At 36.6% G+C, this 19,470-nt stretch carries 17 protein-coding genes and 1 other annotated feature; of the genes, 5 read left to right on the top strand and 12 right to left on the bottom strand.

Translation table 11 applies throughout. The features are described 5' to 3' along the window. Positions 1–9: 9 nt before the first annotated feature. On the bottom strand, positions 10–534 hold the full coding sequence (locus K332_RS0100955) for a cupredoxin domain-containing protein (protein ID WP_026905740.1): 525 nt from the start codon (positions 532–534) through the stop codon (positions 10–12). A 187-nt stretch (positions 535–721) separates the two neighbouring features. Here K332_RS0100955 and K332_RS0100950 point away from each other — a divergent pair, with 187 nt between their 5' ends. Then, positions 722–2,968: an outer membrane protein assembly factor BamB family protein gene (locus tag K332_RS0100950; RefSeq protein WP_026905739.1), complete on the top strand. Its 2,247-nt coding sequence runs from the start codon at positions 722–724 to the stop codon at positions 2,966–2,968. 163 nt (positions 2,969–3,131) lie between these two features. Next, positions 3,132–3,416: a hypothetical protein gene (locus tag K332_RS0100945; RefSeq protein ID WP_026905738.1), complete on the top strand. Its 285-nt coding sequence runs from the start codon at positions 3,132–3,134 to the stop codon at positions 3,414–3,416. 37 nt (positions 3,417–3,453) lie between these two features. Here the strand turns inward: K332_RS0100945 and K332_RS0100940 are convergent, their stop codons facing one another. From K332_RS0100940 to K332_RS0100910, 7 genes are all read right to left on the bottom strand, one after another. After that, positions 3,454–4,617, bottom strand: coding sequence for a PQQ-dependent sugar dehydrogenase (locus tag K332_RS0100940; RefSeq protein ID WP_245604613.1), 1,164 nt, complete (start codon positions 4,615–4,617; stop codon positions 3,454–3,456). Between the two features lie 265 nt (positions 4,618–4,882). Then, complete coding sequence (locus K332_RS0100930; protein WP_026905735.1) at positions 4,883–5,884, bottom strand: inorganic phosphate transporter; 1,002 nt, start codon at positions 5,882–5,884, stop codon at positions 4,883–4,885. Positions 5,885–5,897: 13 nt separating this feature from the next. Continuing rightward, complete coding sequence (locus K332_RS0100925) at positions 5,898–6,515, bottom strand: DUF47 domain-containing protein (protein WP_156914123.1); 618 nt, start codon at positions 6,513–6,515, stop codon at positions 5,898–5,900. 368 nt (positions 6,516–6,883) lie between these two features. Further along, positions 6,884–8,071: an amidohydrolase gene (locus tag K332_RS0100920; RefSeq protein ID WP_026905733.1), complete on the bottom strand. Its 1,188-nt coding sequence runs from the start codon at positions 8,069–8,071 to the stop codon at positions 6,884–6,886. Between the two features lie 66 nt (positions 8,072–8,137). Continuing rightward, positions 8,138–9,553: an MFS transporter gene (locus K332_RS21750; RefSeq protein ID WP_051359305.1), complete on the bottom strand. Its 1,416-nt coding sequence runs from the start codon at positions 9,551–9,553 to the stop codon at positions 8,138–8,140. 464 nt (positions 9,554–10,017) lie between these two features. Next, complete coding sequence (locus tag K332_RS23850) at positions 10,018–10,164, bottom strand: hypothetical protein (protein ID WP_156914122.1); 147 nt, start codon at positions 10,162–10,164, stop codon at positions 10,018–10,020. Between the two features lie 50 nt (positions 10,165–10,214). Beyond that, on the bottom strand, positions 10,215–10,400 hold the full coding sequence (locus tag K332_RS0100910) for a hypothetical protein (RefSeq protein ID WP_026905732.1): 186 nt from the start codon (positions 10,398–10,400) through the stop codon (positions 10,215–10,217). A gap of 249 nt (positions 10,401–10,649) precedes the next feature. Here K332_RS0100910 and K332_RS0100905 point away from each other — a divergent pair, with 249 nt between their 5' ends. Continuing rightward, entirely contained in the window at positions 10,650–12,710 is a 2,061-nt protein-coding gene (locus K332_RS0100905; protein WP_026905731.1) for a catalase, read from the top strand. Between the two features lie 277 nt (positions 12,711–12,987). Further along, the gene (locus tag K332_RS0100900) at positions 12,988–13,860 is read left to right on the top strand and encodes a DMT family transporter (RefSeq protein WP_026905730.1); all 873 of its coding nucleotides are present in this window, start codon (positions 12,988–12,990) and stop codon (positions 13,858–13,860) included. Positions 13,861–14,004: 144 nt separating this feature from the next. On the opposite strand, the gene K332_RS0100895 is transcribed toward K332_RS0100900, so the two are convergent. Then, entirely contained in the window at positions 14,005–14,862 is an 858-nt protein-coding gene (locus K332_RS0100895; protein ID WP_026905729.1) for an MBL fold metallo-hydrolase, read from the bottom strand. 271 nt (positions 14,863–15,133) lie between these two features. Then, positions 15,134–15,307 (top strand) — a binding site (T-box leader). Between the two features lie 53 nt (positions 15,308–15,360). Between K332_RS0100895 and trpS the strand changes: the two genes are divergently transcribed. Then, positions 15,361–16,350, top strand: a complete 990-nt coding sequence (gene trpS / locus K332_RS0100890) for a tryptophan--tRNA ligase (RefSeq protein ID WP_026905728.1) — start codon at positions 15,361–15,363, stop codon at positions 16,348–16,350. A 33-nt stretch (positions 16,351–16,383) separates the two neighbouring features. On the opposite strand, the gene K332_RS0100885 is transcribed toward trpS, so the two are convergent. The 3 genes from K332_RS0100885 to fabF all read right to left on the bottom strand — a co-directional run bounded on the left by K332_RS0100885 (position 16,384) and on the right by fabF (position 19,415). Further along, positions 16,384–17,157: a YjbA family protein gene (locus tag K332_RS0100885; protein ID WP_026905727.1), complete on the bottom strand. Its 774-nt coding sequence runs from the start codon at positions 17,155–17,157 to the stop codon at positions 16,384–16,386. Between the two features lie 141 nt (positions 17,158–17,298). Continuing rightward, entirely contained in the window at positions 17,299–17,505 is a 207-nt protein-coding gene (locus K332_RS0100880) for a YuzI family membrane protein (RefSeq protein ID WP_026905726.1), read from the bottom strand. Positions 17,506–18,176: 671 nt separating this feature from the next. Further along, positions 18,177–19,415, bottom strand: a complete 1,239-nt coding sequence (fabF, locus tag K332_RS0100875; RefSeq protein ID WP_026905725.1) for a beta-ketoacyl-ACP synthase II — start codon at positions 19,413–19,415, stop codon at positions 18,177–18,179. Positions 19,416–19,470: the final 55 nt, after the last annotated feature.

Raw genomic sequence — 19,470 nt, 5'->3', positions numbered from 1 at the left:
CTCCTTCCTTTATTCTGTTACGGTAATTTCACTTACCATATAATGGTGAGCAAGTCCGCAATATTCCATGCAAAGGATTTTATACGTACCTGGTTTTGTAAATGTTATATATACAGTATTTGTGTATTCCGGCATTGCCTGTGTTTGTGCAATGATCGTCATATCCTCATCATAAATACCAAAACCATGGGTTACGTCACTACTTGTTACATCAAATTCGATTGGTTCTCCAACCTTGAATTCTGTTTCACTCATAATCCAGCCAAATTGGACTGCCTCTACATCAACAACGGTAGGGTCTTGATCATCCCCGTAAATTGGTAGATCATAGGGAAGTTCACGTAATGTATAAATACAAACTACCAATAACACCGTGACTAGAGATGTCGCATATATTTTTCTAGCCTTGGTCCATTTTTTCTTAACTTGTTCGTAATCACTCTTCTCCCTTGACTTCCATGCTACTACTGCATAAACTACAAAAACTAAACTCATGAATACTAAACTTGTTACCCATGCTGCTGTTTGTACCATTTAATGACCTCCTCAAATTGAAGATTTATTTAACTGCCCCTATCATATCGGCTTCCACAACACAAGCCTGTGAAAAAAGTCACAATGAACATTATTTATTTTAGGGATATTCTCCTATAATAGATTATTTTGTAATTATACGGGCAAATTACAAAAGAACTGTTATACCTAAGGAAGGAGTATGAAAATGGATAAACAAATGTGGATAGTTATTGTTGCTGTTGCTATCTTAACAGTAATAGGATTCTTTGCTTTTCAAAACATGGCTGAAGATGATACAAACGAACCTCCAGCCGAGGAAAATCAGGCTGAAAATGAGCAACCAACTGAGAATAATGAGGCTGAACCTACTCAAAAAGAAGACCATACTGCGGTCCAGCACTCTGAATATCAAGGTGAGTTAGCTCCTAAATTCACCTCTGAACAATTACTTAAACCACCAAGTACAGATTGGATAACACATGGTGGTGATATGTACAATCGAAGATATTCTACATTAGAAAAAATCAATACCTCTAACGTAGCTGATTTAAAGCTAGAATGGGTAACAAGCTTAGGTTCAGGCTTAGAGTTTAAATACTCTGCGGAGGGAACCCCGCTTGTCTATGATGGCATTATGTTTAATATTACCGGTGCCGATGTTGTCCAAGCAATGGATGCTACTACTGGAGAAATCATTTGGGAATATGTACCTCAATTAGCTGACGGGTTAGATACAGCATGTTGTGGATGGATTAGCCGTGGTGTGGGTATAGGTGATGGTAAAGTTTATGTTGGACTTCTGGATTCAAGATTAGTAGCGTTGGACCAAAAAACCGGTAAGTTTTTATGGGAAACAACACTGGATGATTGGGAAAAAGGCTACACCATTACTGCTGCTCCACTTTATCACGATAATAAAATCTATATTGGAGTTGCAGGTGGTGAGTATGGTATTCGGGGATATATGGCAGCATTTGATGCCAATTCAGGTCGAGAGATTTGGCGTACTTATACAGTCCCAGGCCCTGGGGAAACAGGGCATGATACATGGCCACAGGACAACGATGCATGGCTAAAGGGTGGTGCGCCAATTTGGCAAACACCCGCAATCGACCCTGAATTAAACACGATATACTTTTCTACTGGAAATGCATCACCCGACTTTGATGGAAGTACTCGAGAAGGAGATAATCTTTTTTCAGCTTCTATACTTGCATTAGATTTGGATAATGGTGAATATAAATGGCATTTCCAGGAAGTAAAACATGACATTTGGGATTTGGATGCTCCAAATCCAGTTATTTTATTTGATGTGGAAATGGATGGTGAAATGCGAAAAGGAGTTGGACAGGCTGGTAAAACCGGATGGGTTTACTTATTAGATCGAACAAATGGTAAACCTCTTGTAGGAATTGAAGATAGGCCAGTTCCACAGGAAGCAAGGCAGAAGACTGCAGCCACCCAACCATATCCAGTTGGAGACAGCTTTGTTCCACAAACGATAACAGAAGAAATGATAAAAGAGGATCTTGGTGGTGAAGAATTCGAATATAAAATAGGTGATTTGTTTACCCCATTCTGGGACGAACCAATGACGATTACACCTTCTCCTCAAGGTGGTGCAAACTGGCCACCTTCAGCTTATAATCCTGAAACAGAATTATTTTACGTTTTAGGAAATTGGACGTATTTCGCATATGCACACAATGAGGGTGACGAGGCTAACGAGTATAAGGAAGGTCAAACTTGGATTGGTAGTGTAATGCAGCCAATTCAAAATGCCCCGAACCGTGGAACGATTACAGCAATTGATGTAAAAACGAATAAAATTGTCTGGCAAAATGAATGGGATGACCTCGCATATAGTGGTGCATTAACTACTAGTGGTGACCTATTATTTGTAGGACATAATGACGGTCGTATCATTGCTTATGACGCAACAAATGGGGAACAGCTTTGGGAATTCATGACAGATGCTGGAGCAAATGCACCACCTATGACGTATGAGGTTGATGGTAAACAATATATATCCATATTCTCCGGAGGAAACTCTCTTGCAGGTACACAACATGGGGATAAAATTTATACCTTCTCATTAGAAGGAAAATATGCTGCCTTAGACGATGTACCAGATGAAGGGATTAATACGTCTCCGTTTTTCAAAGATACGGATAATGAAAATAGCCAAGGTCAGACAGAAGCTCCTGAAGGGGATGCTGTTGTACAAGAAGGACTTAAAATTTATGAAAACAATTGTTTAGCTTGCCACGGTGCGGAAGGTACTGGTGGTCATAATGGACCTAAACTCAGCAACCTCGATTGGTCAACAGAACAATTAATTACCCAAGTTAAAAATGGCGGAGCAAATATGCCACCATTCGAAGGAGCATTATCAGAAGAAGAAATTAATGCAGTAGTTAAATATTTAGAGTCATTAATAAACAAGAAATAAGTAGTAAAATAAGTCTGTTCTCTAAAATTATTGTTGTTAAACGATTTGTATAAAGTGTGCGGTGACAAGTGCTGTGGTTTCTCAATCTGGTCACATGGATTGTTTATAAAGGATCATGTTTCCTGATTCGAGCACATGTATTGTTTGCAGGGCACATGTTTTAATGATTCGGGCTCATGTATTGTTTGACTGGGCACATGTTTTGCTGATTCGGGCTCATGCATTGTTTGACTGGGCACATGTTTTGCTGATTCGGGCTCATGCATTGTTTGACTGGGCACATGTTTTAATGATTCGGGATTATGTACTGTTAGAAGTTTTAAGAGTAACTCTATCCCGCTCGCGTTTCATTCTCATTCGTGAGAGAACTACTACTAGTCGCGCAAAATTCAACACGGCTGCGAAAGAAGTAGAGCAAAAGTTACTAGAACAGAAAACAAAGAGGTAATTGCCTTGAAAAGCAGTTACCTCTTTCTATTTAATATTTAGTTAGCAGATGTTTTTTCTACTAAAGGAATATGAATCAAGCGATCATCTTTATCTGTTGGCTCACCACGGTTGTCTTGATTGCTTGTCACAACATATAATGCATCATCTTCAATGAAAACATCACGAAGACGTCCTGCTTCATCATAGAAATCTGCTATCGCCTTAGTTGCAATATCATAGGTGAATATTTTTTTCCCCGCTAATGAAGCAACATACAGTTTACCCTCGCTAAACCCAACACCAGATGGTGCCCATGTTTTGTCTCCAGAATGTGCTAACGGGGTTTCCATTCCTTCTTCTTTTTCATCGCCTCGAATTTCAGGCCAACCATAGTTCTTACCTGCTTCAATTAAGTTAATTTCATCAAAACCATCTTCACCATGCTCTGAATTATACATGTTACCTTGGCCATCCCAAGTTAACCCTTGAGAATTTCTGTGTCCATAAGAGAATACATATGAATCTTCAAATGGATTATCAGAAGGCATGTCACCATTTAATTCCATACGTAAGATTTTTCCGGCTAGGCTATCTAACTCTTGTGCTAGTTCATTTTCACCTACAACACCTGTCGTAACGTATAGTTTTTCATCAGGTCCTATCGCAATTCTACCACCAGTATCCTTTTCCCCACCTGGAATATTATCAAATATTACTTTTTGTTCCTTCCATGTGGAACCATCTAAAACTAGTGAGACAATACGATTTAAAATTTCTCCATCTTTTTCATACGTATGATAAGCAATTGCTCCTTTAGATTCTTCAAAATTAGGAGCTAAAGTAAAGCCAAGAAAGCCCGCTTCTCCTTTATGAAATATCTCCTCCGAAAGTTCTACATCCTGAACGTCTACTAATCCCAAGTCACCATCAATTTCAACTACCGTTCCATCACGTTGACTTAAATAAAATGTACCTTCAGTCTTGTTAATTGTCCATGGAATGAACAGTTTATTAGCATTAATATTCCCGTCATCTGACGCAACAACTTCGATTGACTCCTCGAACACCTGAACTGCATCAGGTTCATTATTTTGTTCTTGATTTGCCTGTTCCGTTTCTTTTTCTTTTGAGTCATCATCTTTGACAAAAAGAAAAACAATTGCAGCAACTAACAGTATTCCTATCAAACTAAGAAAACCATATTTCTTCAAATCTGTCACCTCTTATATTTATTCTTCGCATTAAGTCGAAGTAATCTTTAAGAATAATTATTTCCATTTTTTTGTAGCTTATACATATATTCATAGAAAAGAATAGTATTTTCACAGAATGGGAGAGTATTAAGTATGAAATTCCATTTCCACTTTTGTCCATTTAGATAATGTACTGCTTTGGAGTGAATACTCTCGGATAAATCCTGTACAATTTTATTAAACAAAAAAAGATACTCCGCAAGATTATTGCAGAATATCTTTGTATTTGTGTTTATGTCATAAATAAGGATAAAACTAAATATAAAATACCGGCTAGCGTTGCAGAGATGGGTAACGTGATAACCCACGTTATTACCATGCTTTTTGCTGTTCCCCAGTTTACACCTTTGACACGGTGTGCAGTCCCAACTCCCATAATGGATGAAGAGATAACATGGGTTGTACTTACAGGTAAATGAATCAATGTAGCACCAAAAATTACCGATGCACCCGTTATATCAGCCGCTACACCATTTACTGGACGGATTTTCATTATCTTTCCACCGACCGTCTTAATTATCTTCCATCCACCAACTGATGTTCCAAGTCCCATTGCAGTAGCACAGGATAGTTGTACCCAAAATGGCACATCATGTGCTGTTAAATAACCATTGGTCATCAATGCTAATGTAATGATTCCCATTGCTTTTTGTGCATCATTTGTACCGTGGGAATAGGATTGAACAGCAGCAGTAAGAATTTGCATCATCCTAAAGTTACGATTAGTTTTAGCTAAATTAGCATTTTTGAATATAAACTTAATTATGGTGTAAACAATATATCCCACAACAAAAGCTAAAATAGGTGAAATAATAAGTGCAGCAATAATATTTAGAAACCCACTCCATCTGAGTGCGGAAAACCCAGCAGCAGCTATGGCAGCACCAGCAATAGAACCAATTAATGCATGGGAGGAACTACTCGGAATACCGTAATACCAAGTAATTAAATTCCAAGTTATTGCAGCTAGAAGTGCTGCAAGAATCACAATTGATCCATTAGGTAATGTAAATGGGTCAACAATATCTTTTGTTATGGTTTTTGCAACCCCCGTAAATGTCATAGCCCCAACAAAGTTCATTACCGCGGCTAAAATAATTGCATGACGAGGTCTTAATGCTTTAGTAGAAACTGATGTTGCAATTGCATTAGCCGTATCATGAAATCCATTAATAAAGTCAAAGACTAAAGCAAATATAACTATCAGCATCGTGATTAAAAATATACTATCCATCATTCAGCCCCTCTTATGCATTCTTCATGATGATTGTCTCAAGGGTATTGGCAACCATTTCACAAGCATCAGCAACTTCCTCGAAACTTTCATAAATTTCTTTGTATTGAATGATACGAATTGGATCTTTTTCAGTTATAAATAAGTTTTTAATAGACTCTCTTTCAATAACGTCACACTTGGATTCTATACCATTAATTTTTATTACTTTTTCCCGAATATTTTTAAACTTTTTAGTAGTTAGCAATTCTACTGAATCCGATATTTCATAGGTACATAATTTAATTTCATTTACAAAGTTTAACATATACTGATTAATGTCAGTAATATTATACATTTCAAATAAAGCTGCGCATTCCTCAAGACCATCTAACACATCATCCATACTATTGGCTAAATGTAAAATATCTTCACGCTCAATCGGTGTGATGAATGTGCTGTTTAAATCCTTAATCATTTCATGGATTATTTCATCACCCTTATGCTCATATTCTTTCATCTTATTCGAGAAAATTGCCAAATCTTTTTCCGATTTAACCTTATAATCTGAGAAATAGTCAGCAGACTCTTTTAGATTTGATGCAATTCCAGTTAAATAAATAGTAAATTTATTCTTTTTTGCCATGTTAATCCCCCAATTTTGTTAGTCACTCTTAGCATGAACAATTTAGCAAATACTAATCTATAATTTTCAAAACCACTGTGGTATTATACACCCATGTATGGGAAAAGCACAAAAGAAAAGAGCCGTTTATGGCTCTTTTTTTAGTAATTCGGTGTTGCTTTTGTCACACTGAAAAAGTTGACTTGCTTCCCTATTGCAGACAAGCTAAAGTAAGTTCGTATCATATGGGAATCATATAGTTGAATCCACCTTTATCGCTCTTCTAACATAATAAAAGGATATTTATCCACAGGTAGTTTATTTTATAATTTCCAAAACTAACAAAAGAAGCGGTTACTATTTCCCGCTTCTTTTGTTAGTTTACACATGGCAAACTATGCTTGGTCAAAATAACCACAAACAACATATCCCACTGATTTTGCTGCAACAAGTATTGCATCTTCATCAATATCAAATTTGGGATGGTGATTAAAGTATGGTTCTTCTACTCCATTGGGCGTACATCCAATATAGAAATAAGAACCTGGTATTTTTTCTAGGTAGTAAGCAAAATCTTCTGATGGCGACAATTTAGGGAACTGTTTCACTTCTTTTATATCTTTATCTTGAACTGCTTTTAATGTTTCAGCTACCAATGCCGTTAATTCTGGATCGTTATATAGTGGTGGGTAGTCAGGTGTATAGGTAAGTTCACAGGTTACCCCAAATAATTCTTCTATACCTTTAACAACTCGATGGAATTCTTGGTCAATAATAGCTTGTGTTTGCTTATCCGAATAACGTATGTCCCCTTCAATTTCAATACTATCCTTTATAACATTAAAGCTTCCTTTACCATCGAAAGAACCAATGGTTACTACGCCAGAATCCATTGGATTCACGCGACGACTGACAATTGTTTGTACTGCTGTAACAAAATATGCTCCCGCAACTATTGCGTCATTCGCTTTATCTGGGGAAGATCCATGGCCCCCAACACCTTGTATCTTCAATTTGAAATAACTACGACCATTAAAGGAATATCCACTATGGTACCCTACTACCCTCGCAGGAGCTAATGGTAAGACATGAATACCAAAAATAGCATCCAAATCATCTAATTTCCCAGACTCAACAATGCTTTTCGCACCACCTGGCGGCTGCTCCTCAGCATGTTGATGAATAATTTTTATCGTTCCTTTTAATTGATCCTTCAATTGAATAAGACAGTCAGCCAAAATCAACATATAAGCGGTATGGGCATCATGTCCACACGCATGCATAACACCTTCATTTTTTGATTTGAACGGTACATCAGCCTCTTCTTGAATAGGTAAAGCATCAAAATCAGCACGAATGCCGATTGTTTTACCTTCTGTTCCACCTTTTATAGTAACAATTATTCCAAAACCATTTCCTACGTTTGTTTCTATTTCGACATCCTTTCCTTTGTAAAAATCAGCAATGTATGCGGCTGTTTTTTCCTCTTTAAATGAAAGCTCTGGGTTTTCATGTAAGAAACGACGGATTTCAATCATTTCTTCTTTTCGTTCTTCAAGCATTTTCATTAATTCACTCTTCATCTAATTAGCCTCCTTAATGGTAAAACACCGGTAGATTAAAAACATCAACACTACCATATCAACATATTATTGTTTTGCTAACACTTGTTCGTTCAATGGACCTGGATCCTTCTTCCCATCATTGGGAACAAGTATCATGATGGAGATTAAGGATATTGCAGCAAATATAACATTAGCTATTATACCAACCATGGCGGCAGTATGAACACTGCTTACTGTCTGTATTGTACTAAACACAGTTGCTGAAATAGCAACACCAAATGCATTCCCCAAGGAACTAGCCATTTTATAAATCCCAGAAGCCTCCCCTACTTTATCATCAGGTGAAGCAGAAACAGCCGTATCCGTAGATGGAGTTGCATAAATTCCAAGACCTAGACCAAACAGTACAAATCCTATAACCACAATTATTGTGTACATTAGATCGGGCAAGAAGGTTAACCCCATAACAGCTACCCCGATCATGGTTATTAACGATCCCCACACCATTGGTTTTTTTGCTCCTGTACGTTGCATTATCTTTTCCCCAACACGAATCATGGTTAGTACAACAATTAAATAACCAATTGACAACATACCGGCTTGAAATGCTGTAAATCCACGACCTAATTGCACATACGTGTTTGCAACTATTAATGTACCAGCAACTGCATTAAGTAAGAAGTTTGATATCGTAGCGCCTGTATAAGGTTTACTTTTAAACAACTTGAAATCAATCAAAGCGGTTCTTCGTTTTGCTTCAAATCGCACAAAAACTATAACACCAATTATAGATATTGCGGCTAATACAATAGATGTTATGCTTGTCCACCCTAATTCTCCACCTTGGGTAATAAAAATATTTATTGCAAGCATGGTTACGATAAAAATAGCTAATCCACCAAAGTCAAATTTAAATTTACCACTTGTCTCTGCTTTACTTTCCGGAACATCTCGTATTAGCCACATTGCAAGTAAAGCGAAAATGATAGAGAAAATGAAGATCCATTTCCAACCCATATAGGTTGCAATAGCACCACCAGCAAGCGAGGTAATTCCAGATCCACCCCATGAACCGATTGACCAATAACTAAGTGCTCTTTGTCTTTCCGCCCCTTCAAAATATGCTTTCACTAAAGCAATTGTTGCGGGCATAATAGCTGCAGCAGATAATCCCTGCAGTACCCGACCAATTATTAAGAGTGTTGCCCCTTGTGCCAAAACAAGTAATAATGAGCCGATAACACTTAATATTAAACCAATATAGGTGATTTTTTTTCTACCAATTCTATCTGCCATTCCACCGGCAACCACAATAAACATTCCAGAAAATAGTGATGTCAAACTAATAGCAATATTTAATACACCTAAGTCAACACCTAAATCCGCTTGAACTGCGGGTACGATATTAACCATCGCCTGTGCGAATAACCAAAACGTAATTACCCCAAATACAATACCAATAATTAATTTATTAGTTCCTTTATATATTTTTGCTTCCATGTTCATCCTCCTCAATTTGAAGTCTATATAAATATCATTGCTATCTCATGCTCTTTAGCATATGTCTATTGTAAATAATCATCAGAAAAGCTATAACCCAATTTTTGCCTTGCTGTGAACATTATTCCATCCTTTTTTAAATACTTTTAATTAAGGTTCAAAATGTACCGTTATTTTTCTGCCAAGCAGGTATATCATGCTTTAAGAACAAAAGCGCAAGCGCCCGGTTAGCAACGCAAAGTGGGGGGGGTAGCAGTCCATTCCCCGTAGGAGATAAAGGAAATACGACGAACGAAGAGAGTCGATGTTGACTTATCATACGGAGGTGAAGGAAGTCCAATAGTCGCTGGGTGCTGGAGCTGGACGTGGCCATTCCTGATTAGTTATCCACGGGCAGAGACTTTTATAATTTCCTAAACAATAATAAAAAGCTGTCCCAAAAGTAAATTTTGGTGACAGCTTTATTACTGATTAAGAAATGATCGAAGTTTTCCTAATATATCTCGTGAATGCATCGATTCGGATGTATCTGTCACATCGTACACTTTTACAGCATCCATATTCTCCATTTGATGTTTCTCACGATAATTCTTCTCATCATGTTGATTCATATATTAATCCGAAATGCTACCAATAAGTACTTTATTATGGTTACTATCATTTATTTGATAAAGTTATTTCGTTTTATAACTAATACATCTTTTTCTTTCATTGCGTAATATCGACTGTTCGTTTCAACCGTCAACTCACCACTTAGTACCATCATAATTCGAAGCTTTTGATTCACCTTTGAGGCTACGCATTTTATTTCCTGTACACTAATCGAAAAATCATTAATTTGAGACATTCTAATTCCTCTTTCACTTTAACTAAAACTATATAGGTATTATATATTACTTCTTGCAGAAATATATACAGGCATAATACTATACCTCAATATAAGAACTACCAGACTTAGAGAACGATAATTACAAATTCCTTTTTTTAATTGCTGCACCCTTTTATTTTTGGTATTCATTTTTTAGTTCTAAATGAATGATGTTTGCATAACCATGTAAATGGAACAAATTATTAACTAAAAATGGTGGGTGAATACATGGATAATAAGTCATCAAGGAACCAAAAGCCCGTTGGAAATAATGCAAAACAAGAACAATTAGATCAATATCGTATACAGAACGCTGGAAAACCAATGACTACACAAGAAGGTAAAAAAAGATCACAGGATCAAGATCAATTAAAAGCAGGTATACGTGGACCTTCCTTACGTCAAGATTATGAGTTTTTTGAAAAAATGTCGCATTTTGCTCACGAAGAGATACCAGAAAGAGTAGTTCATGCAAGAGGTTACAGTGCTTATGGTGAATTCGAATGTTATCAATCAATGAAACATGTAACGAAAGCTGGATTTTTACAGGAAGCTGGAAAAAAGACACCAATAACCGTCCGTTTTTCTACTGTTCAAGGAGCTAAAGGTTCTTATGATACAGCAAGGGATTTACGTTGCAAGGGAGTCAAACTTTATACCGAGGAAGGAAACGTCGATCTAACCACCATTGCAATGCCTGTATTAATTAACCAAGATGCGATGAAATTCCCCGATGCGATGCATGCATATCAAGCTAAACAAGCAGATGATATACCAACGGCAAGTGGGGCCCACGATCGTTTTTGGGATTATGTTGCCAATAATGAGGAAGCACTTCATATGGTATTGTGGATTATGTCCGATCGCGGTATTTTAAGAAGTTATCGAATGATGGAATCATGGTCCATAAATTCATATCTATTTGTTAACGACCAAGATGTGGCAACCTTTGTAAGGTATGTTTGGAAACCTGTCCTAGGGGTCCATTCCTTACTACAAGACGAGGCACTTAAAATTGGCGGACTTGACCCCGATTTTCACAGAAGGGATCTTAGGGAAGCGATTGACAAGGGAGCATTTCCAGAATATGAGCTAGGCGTCCAGTTGATTCCTATGGAGGATGAATTTAAGTATGACTTCGATGTTCTAGATCCCGCAAAGTTTTGGCCGGAAGAGATCATTCCTGTTCAAATGATTGGTAAGTTAACATTAAACAGAAATATTGATAACTACTTTACTGAGTCTGAACAAGTAGCGTTTAATCCTGCAAATGTCGTTCCGGGAATTGACTTTTCTAATGATCCTGTCTTGCAAGGAAGGTTAATGGCATATAGGGAAACACAACAACATCGACTTGGTAGTGCTAATTACACTGAATTGCCAATTAATAAGCCACTATGTCCATTTCATAATAATCAGCGACGTGGGGTTATGAGACAACGAATTGATGTTGATCAAGTAAACTATCATAAAAACTCCCTATTAAATAACACACCATATACCGTACCTCCCGAAGAAGGTGGATACAAAGATTATCCTGGGAAAGTAGAAGGATACAAAATTAGAGCAAGAAGTGACTCATTTAAGGATTATTTTTCTCAGCCTAGGATATTCTGGAATAGTTTAACCCCTATCGAAAAACAGCATACTATCGAAGCCCTAAGCTATCAAGTTGGCAGCGTTATTGATGAGTCGGTTCGTCAACAAGTAGTTAATATCCTTGTAAATGTTGATAAAGAAATGGCAAGTATCGTCGCTGATAACATTGGAGTCCGTCGACCAAGTGGTTCCAATGTTCCTGTTTCTACAAGATATTCTTCCCTTAGTCAGGCCAGTACCCCTAAATATGCCTTTACGCAAAAAGTAGGCGTGCTCATTGGTGAGGGCTTCCATGGTAGTGAGGTAACACATGTACTTAATCACTTACAACAGTGCGGAGTTTTCGTTGAAATTATAAGTGAAAGGCTAGGTACGGTTAACGGTTCTGATGGTACTACACTTAAAGTAGATAAAACCTTTCTTACATCTAGTCCTTATCTTGTTGATTCCCTTTATGTTGTTGGTGGAAGTTCTAGGAATCAGGAAAAATTCAATTCTGACGTAACAGAATATGTACATGTAGCTTATAAGCACTATAAACCAATAGGTGTTGCCACAACTGGTCAGTCTTTCATTCAGCCATCAGGGCAAAATAATTTAGCTGGAGTTGTTTTTGCTGCAAACAATTCAAATTTCAGTGAGGATTTTGTCTCTGCTATTGCAGAACAACGTTTTTGGAATAGGAGATAATAGTTGGGACATCGAAGTTAAAAACAAAGGCTTTCATTTAAAAAAATGTAATTTAATAGGAATTTTAGCATACAATCACATTTTGTTTGTATGCTATTTTTATTTTCGTAAAAAACACGGTAAACGATAAGAGGAAACCAGAAAACATACTTCAGTGGATAAAGGATAAAGTAAAAAATAGCTAATTAAAGAATACACTAAGCAGATTAATATACTGGATACACGATAAATATTACAATAGCAAAGTTAACATTTCGAAATAGGAGATATGCTAATCATGTTAAAAGCTTATAGTTGGCTAACTTTTTGTGTGATAGTCTGGGGTAGTAACTTCGTATTTGGAAAAATCCTTGTTCAGGACTTCTCTCCAACTATGTTAACATCACTGAGACTATTCTTTATTGTGTTATTTCTAATTGGACTATCATCTCACAAAAAACATGTTAAACGTTTAGATAAAACAGTTTTATTTGCCATTGTTTCTTTAGGTGCTATTGGCGTATTTATAAATCAATGGACATTTTTTGTTGGATTACAGACAGCTGATCCAACAACATCAGCACTAGTTCTAGCAACCACTCCGATTGTAACTGGATTTTTGGCTGCTATCTTTTTAAAAGAAAGACTTACTATTCGTATGTTTCTAGGTTCTATAGTTGCGATATTAGGTATTTACTTTGTTGTTACGAAAGGGAGTTTTTCTTCTATAACTATTGATAGAGGACTTATATGGATAGGCATAACTATGTTTACTTTCGCTATTATGATCATTATAACAAGAGCACTTTCACAGAAAATTGATCCACTTACGATTACTTTATATTCCAATATTGTAGGATTTATAATATCTATCCCATTTGTTTTTATTTTCGATCATCCTTTGCAAATGAGTGCTAAGTTAAGTGATTGGGCATTTCTCATAGGAACAGCTGTAGTTGTTCACGGTTTAGCTACCCTTATCTGGAATAATAACATTCGACACGTTGATGCTTCCAAGGCGTCTATATTGTCAAACTTAGAACCATTTGTAGCCATGATAATGGGACTTTTTTTACTTTTTAAGCCAATAACAGGAATAGAGATAATCGGTTCCTTATTTATTGTTGGAGGAGTATTAATTTCTACTGTTCAGACTACCTTTTCCAAATAGAATAAGATTAAAAAATAATCGAAAACTAGTGGTTAACACATAATTAGGCAAATACTAAATTCCTTACAGCTAGAATTTTTCATTTTCTTACTATTGAAGATAGAAAGAAGCCCTATCCTAAAGGATTCGGGCTATTTTCGAACATTAATGTAAGTTTTCATCAACGTATTTGCCGTAATCTGGAATAGCAATTGTATCAAATTCCGTTACTAATTTTTCTAGGCTATTCGTTAACAATTCACCAGTCATGGGTGTACCATGACCAGTAATGGCAACTGCAGGTTTTAGTTCTGCTAATTTAATGACAGAGTTTTTTGCTGCAGCCCAATCCGTTGTCAGATATCTTGGTGGTCCACTTATTTCATGCTCCTGGGTTAACACCTTATATAGATACTCTTGTTTAACTGTAATAAATGCGTCTCCAGCTATTAATGCTCGATCGCTTTTCCTAAATAATGAAACATGACCCGGTGCATGACCTGGCGTATGAATCCAGCGAAAATCAGGCATATGAGGTACAGAGCCATCAGAAGGTAGAGTTTTTATATGATTCCCTAAGTTTATTGGCTCATTAGGGAACATAGGTGACATTTTTGACACCATCCCCCCTTCAACAGTAGGGTCTGGTTCCGGATAAGCCATCTGACCAGTTAGAAATGGCATTTCCAATTCATGTGCATAAACTGGTATTTCCCAATGATCCACTAATTCAATTATCGCCCCAACATGGTCAAAATGCCCGTGTGTCAAAATAATAGCTTTTGGACGACTAATTTCACCAAATCTTTCCTCAATTACAGATATAATTTCATCGGAAGAATTGGGCATCCCTGCATCAACTAATACAAAATCATTTTCTCCTGGCTTGCCAACTAAACAAATATTTACAATTTGTATTGTATGACTATATAGATCCGGTAATACCTCTATCCCCACTCCACTTCCAATCGAGGTTGTGGGTATATATTTATAATCACTACCATAATTCATTTCCTTATCCACTGGCATTGCCTCCCTATTTCCTGATTCAATAGGTATTATCCCTCATATATAATTTATTATCATAGATTCGTGAATCCATACTCAGTGGATGTAGCTTAATTCCAGTATCAAGGTGAATGGGATTTGGAGTAACTAGTAATGAAATGTTCTTAATGTAATAGAATCACTTGACTGGCAAAGTTAGGAATTAAATGAAACTTCCAAACTGGACCTCAAAAATTATCACTTGCATTTCACAATTGATATATATATAATAATTTAAAACTCAATATTACTAGCAATGAAAAAGGCGTAGTACAATAACCCTCTGATTTCTAGAGAGCTTGTGGTCGGTGTAAACAAGTATCAAGGTATATTGGAATTGGACTTTGGAGCTAATTATTAATGAAGTGATCTTAACGATTTAAGATAATTAGGGTGGCAACGCGGTTCATTCGTCCCTTGTATTAGGGAATGAATGAGCTTTTTTGTTGTCTAAAAAATATAGGAGTGAATATTATGCAAACAATTTTTTCAGGAATCCAACCAAGTGGCTCTTTAACTATCGGGAATTATGTCGGAGCTATCCGTCAGTTTGTTGAGTTACAAAACACACACAACTGTTTTTTCTGTATTGTTGATGAACATGCAATCACAGTTCCACAGGACCGCTTAGAGCTTCGTAAAAACATTCGATCTTTGGCAGCACTATACTTAGCTGCAGGTATTGATCCGAATAAAGCAACCCTTTTCATCCAATCAGAAGTCCCTGCACACACACAGTTAGGTTGGATGATGCAATCCATCAATTATATGGGTGAACTAGAACGCATGACTCAATTTAAAGATAAATCAGAAGGAAAGGAAGCTGTTTCTGCAGCACTGTTCACGTATCCTTCTTTAATGGCTGCTGATATACTATTATATCAAGCCAACCTAGTTCCAGTTGGTGATGACCAAAAGCAACACTTAGAACTAACACGCGATCTAGCTGGCCGTTTTAATAATCGTTTTCTTGAAGTTTTCACTATTCCAGAAATCAGTATTCCAAAAGTGGGCGCACGAATAATGTCCCTACAAAATCCGGAAAAGAAAATGAGCAAATCGGATGAGAATGTGAAAGCATCAATTTTTATGCTTGATGATCCAAAACAGATCATAAAGAAAATAAAGAGTGCCGTTACAGATTCTGAAGGTGTTGTAAAATATGATAAAAAAGAAAAACCTGGTGTATCTAACCTTTTAGATATCCATTCGGTTTTCTCTGGTGAAACTATTGAAGAATTAGAGAAAAACTACGAAGGTAAAGGCTATGGGGACTTCAAACAGGGGGTTGCAGATGCGGTGGTCTCTGTATTAAAACCAATTCAAGACCGCTATTATGAAATCTTAGAATCAAGTGAATTAGACAAGATACTCGATGAAGGTGCTGAAAAGGCATCACTTGTAGCAAACAAAACCATCCAAAAAGCAAAAAAAGCAATGGGACTTGGTAGAGTTAGAAAGTAATTGCTACTATTAAAAAATCAGTGAGTAGTTAACTCACTGATTTTTTGATTTCTGTTTAGATGCACCTTCTGCATAATTGTTTTCAAGCTCCCACATTTTTTCAAGAAATGGTTGTCCTTTAATTAGCTTTTCACAAAGTTCCTCATGTGCTAGGCTCCATCCATATTTAACTCCATCATATAAAGCCTGCCAAACCTCATCTTCATCCATATACCGAATATCCGGGTACTTTTTAGGATCCCATTCCGTTAACCAATAACGTAATTCGCCAATATTATTGGATGTACGAAGCTGATCTAATCCCATCATTAATAATTGCTTTACTTGTCTTTCTCTCCTTGTTAAACCAAATACAAGGTTAGGGGACATCGAAAGCATATGGTATTCTTTTACATAATTAGATTCATCGAAGCCAAAGTTTTGAGCTTTTGTTTTTTCAATCATTTCATAAACTAATTGTTCTTGTCTTGGGATCAACCGACTTTTTCGAATAGGAATACGATATCCAATTGTGTCAATTGCTAAAATGTCATTTCCATCTGTAACGATACATGCATATTCGACAACAGAACGTTCTTGACCTTTTCGAGTATATGCACGTTTATAAATAGCATCTAAGAGACCTTGAGGCAAATCATGCATATCATTTTCAATATAATGATAAAGTGATTCTGTTATGTAAATTAATGGTACTTGGTCAAGTAGTTCTATACCGTCGTCTTTACGCCATTCATGGAAATAACAAACATTATAACCGTTTTCCTCTCCTTCAAACCAGTTCACCCAAACATCATGTAAATATAACATACAACACCCCTCACTCCCAGAATGAAACAAATTCGAGGTTGTTCAAAAATTACCAATGCTACCATAATTTTTGAACAGACACTTTAAAATACATTATGACCATCATTTGAAATTTTATTCGAGAGAGCGAAAATTATCTAATCAACGTTTATTAGGGAATGCGTAGACAACAAATGTCATTATCAATAACCCAATTGGTAGAAAATAACACTCTAATCGTCCACTTATAAACAAAAAGTATTCTGCCCATGACACGCCTGCTGGTAAAAAATTCATATAGGAAATCAGTGTCACTCCACCGGTAACAGCTAGTCCAAATCCAATTAAAAATAAGAAAATATAGCCCATTTATCTACCACCTATGCTTGTCCAAAAACTTTTATATTTCATTTATATGCTAAATTGTTTAGATAAATGATAGAAATGATAGAGTGGAAAGAGTCTGATTATACTTAACGGGGCGTTTGTTGCTTAGACTAAAACTGTGCAATAACCTTAATCATGAATTTGGGGCTTGCTTCTAAATTATGTATAGAATACTCCTATATGTTATTTCAGCCTTGTGTCGCCTTTCAAATGATGTATAGAACACTTCTATACGTCATTTCATCCTTGTGTTCCCTTTCAAATGATGTATAGAGAATCCCTATACGTCATTTCAACCTTGTGTTCCCTTTCAAATGATGTATAGAGAACTCCTATACGTCATTTCAACCTTGTGTTCCCTTTCAAATGATGTATAGAGAGCCCCTATACGTCATTTCAACCAAGTATCTAATTTCAAATGACGTATAGAGCACTTCTATACGTCATTTCATCCTTCTATTCCCTTTCAAATGATGTATAGAACACACTTCTATTCGCTATTGCTACCTCTTATAGTTTTTAAGTGGTGTCCAGAACAATATTTTTTGAAGTTTACCACGTAGTTAATACAAATTCTGTAATTATCAACAATCTTATAGAAAACAGCAAACAACAAAAAAGAGACTGAACTAAGGTCAGCCTCTTTCAATAAATTATTGATATTTTTTAAATATAAGTGCTACATTATGACCACCAAATCCCAGCGAGTTACTTACTACTACATTTACTTCTTGCTTTCTAGGTTTATTTGGTACGTAATCTAAATCACAATCTGGATCTGGAGTTTCATAATTGATAGTTGGTGGTACCACACTATCTTCAATCGATTTAACCGCGATAACAGCTTCCACCCCACCAGCTGCTCCAAGTAAATGACCTGTCATAGATTTAGTTGATGAAACAGCTAGTTTTTTTGCATGTTCTCCAAAAATTGTTTTAATTGCTTCTGTTTCAAATTTATCATTTAAATCTGTACTAGTACCATGAGCATTAATATAATCTACATCTTCAGGGTTTAATCCAGCATCTCGTAATGCATGTTGCATTGCTCTCGCTGCACCTTCACCATGTTCTGCAGGTGCTGTGATATGATATGCATCACCTGTTGCACCATAACCAACGATTTCAGCATAGATATGTGCACCACGCTCTAAAGCCGTTTCCAACGTTTCTAAAATTAAAATTCCAGAACCTTCACCCATAACAAAACCATCACGGTTTTTATCAAAAGGACGACTCGCTGTTTTTGGATCTTCGCTAAAGGATAGAGCCTTCATTGCTGAGAATCCTGCGAAAGACATATTTGTAATTGGCGCCTCTGCCCCACCAGCAATAATATAATCAACATCCCCGCGCTGCACTGCTTTATATGCATCTCCTATAGAGTTTGCCCCTGATGCACAAGCAGTTACGGAGCACGAATTGATTCCCTTCGCTCCTGTTTGAATGGATACTTGGCCGGCTGCCATATCTGGAATCATCATTGGAACAAAGAAAGGACTTACTCGTTTAGGGCCCTTATCGATAAGCTTTCGGAACTGCTCTTCATAGGTTTGCATTCCTCCGATTCCAGAACCAATCCAGACACCAACACGATGTGCAATTTCATCTGTTACTTCTAATTTTGCATCTTGTAAAGCCATTTTTGAAGCTGCAACCGCAAATTGAGTAAATGGATCCATCTTACGTGCATCTTTCTTTTCCATATATAACGTTGGATCAAAATCTTTTACCTCTGCTGCAACTTTTGCTGGAAACTCATCCTTATTTACTTTCGTTACAAAATCAATTCCAGACTTTCCAGCCAGAAGACTATCCCACATGGTTTGTACATCATTACCAATTGGGGTTACTGCTCCAAGTCCTGTTACAACTACTCTTCTTTCCGACATGATTGGGTATTCCTCCTAATAAAATATTCTTCATATTTTGGGATTGAACATTACG

This window comes from Paucisalibacillus globulus DSM 18846 (genome assembly GCF_000482485.1).
Classification (GTDB): Bacteria; Bacillota; Bacilli; order Bacillales; family Amphibacillaceae; genus Ornithinibacillus; species Ornithinibacillus globulus.
Note: the sequence above shows the minus strand (reverse complement) of the source record. Positions and strands in the feature narration are given on the sequence as shown.

What these genes read in the sequence shown, in the direction of transcription:
- K332_RS0100885 (WP_026905727.1), bottom strand. Translation starts at nt 17,157, where the DNA reads ATGTTATATTTACATGATGTTTGGGTGAACTGGTTTGAAGGAGAGGAA.
- K332_RS0100905 (WP_026905731.1), top strand. Translation starts at nt 10,650, where the DNA reads ATGGATAATAAGTCATCAAGGAACCAAAAGCCCGTTGGAAATAATGCA.
- K332_RS21750 (WP_051359305.1), bottom strand. Translation starts at nt 9,553, where the DNA reads ATGGAAGCAAAAATATATAAAGGAACTAATAAATTAATTATTGGTATT.
- K332_RS0100950 (WP_026905739.1), top strand. Translation starts at nt 722, where the DNA reads ATGGATAAACAAATGTGGATAGTTATTGTTGCTGTTGCTATCTTAACA.
- K332_RS0100930 (WP_026905735.1), bottom strand. Translation starts at nt 5,884, where the DNA reads ATGGATAGTATATTTTTAATCACGATGCTGATAGTTATATTTGCTTTA.
- K332_RS0100880 (WP_026905726.1), bottom strand. Translation starts at nt 17,505, where the DNA reads ATGGGCTATATTTTCTTATTTTTAATTGGATTTGGACTAGCTGTTACC.
- fabF (WP_026905725.1), bottom strand. Translation starts at nt 19,415, where the DNA reads ATGTCGGAAAGAAGAGTAGTTGTAACAGGACTTGGAGCAGTAACCCCA.
- K332_RS0100945 (WP_026905738.1), top strand. Translation starts at nt 3,132, where the DNA reads ATGATTCGGGCTCATGTATTGTTTGACTGGGCACATGTTTTGCTGATT.
- K332_RS0100920 (WP_026905733.1), bottom strand. Translation starts at nt 8,071, where the DNA reads ATGAAGAGTGAATTAATGAAAATGCTTGAAGAACGAAAAGAAGAAATG.
- K332_RS0100955 (WP_026905740.1), bottom strand. Translation starts at nt 534, where the DNA reads ATGGTACAAACAGCAGCATGGGTAACAAGTTTAGTATTCATGAGTTTA.
- K332_RS0100900 (WP_026905730.1), top strand. Translation starts at nt 12,988, where the DNA reads ATGTTAAAAGCTTATAGTTGGCTAACTTTTTGTGTGATAGTCTGGGGT.
- trpS (WP_026905728.1), top strand. Translation starts at nt 15,361, where the DNA reads ATGCAAACAATTTTTTCAGGAATCCAACCAAGTGGCTCTTTAACTATC.
- K332_RS0100910 (WP_026905732.1), bottom strand. Translation starts at nt 10,400, where the DNA reads ATGTCTCAAATTAATGATTTTTCGATTAGTGTACAGGAAATAAAATGC.
- K332_RS23850 (WP_156914122.1), bottom strand. Translation starts at nt 10,164, where the DNA reads ATGAATCAACATGATGAGAAGAATTATCGTGAGAAACATCAAATGGAG.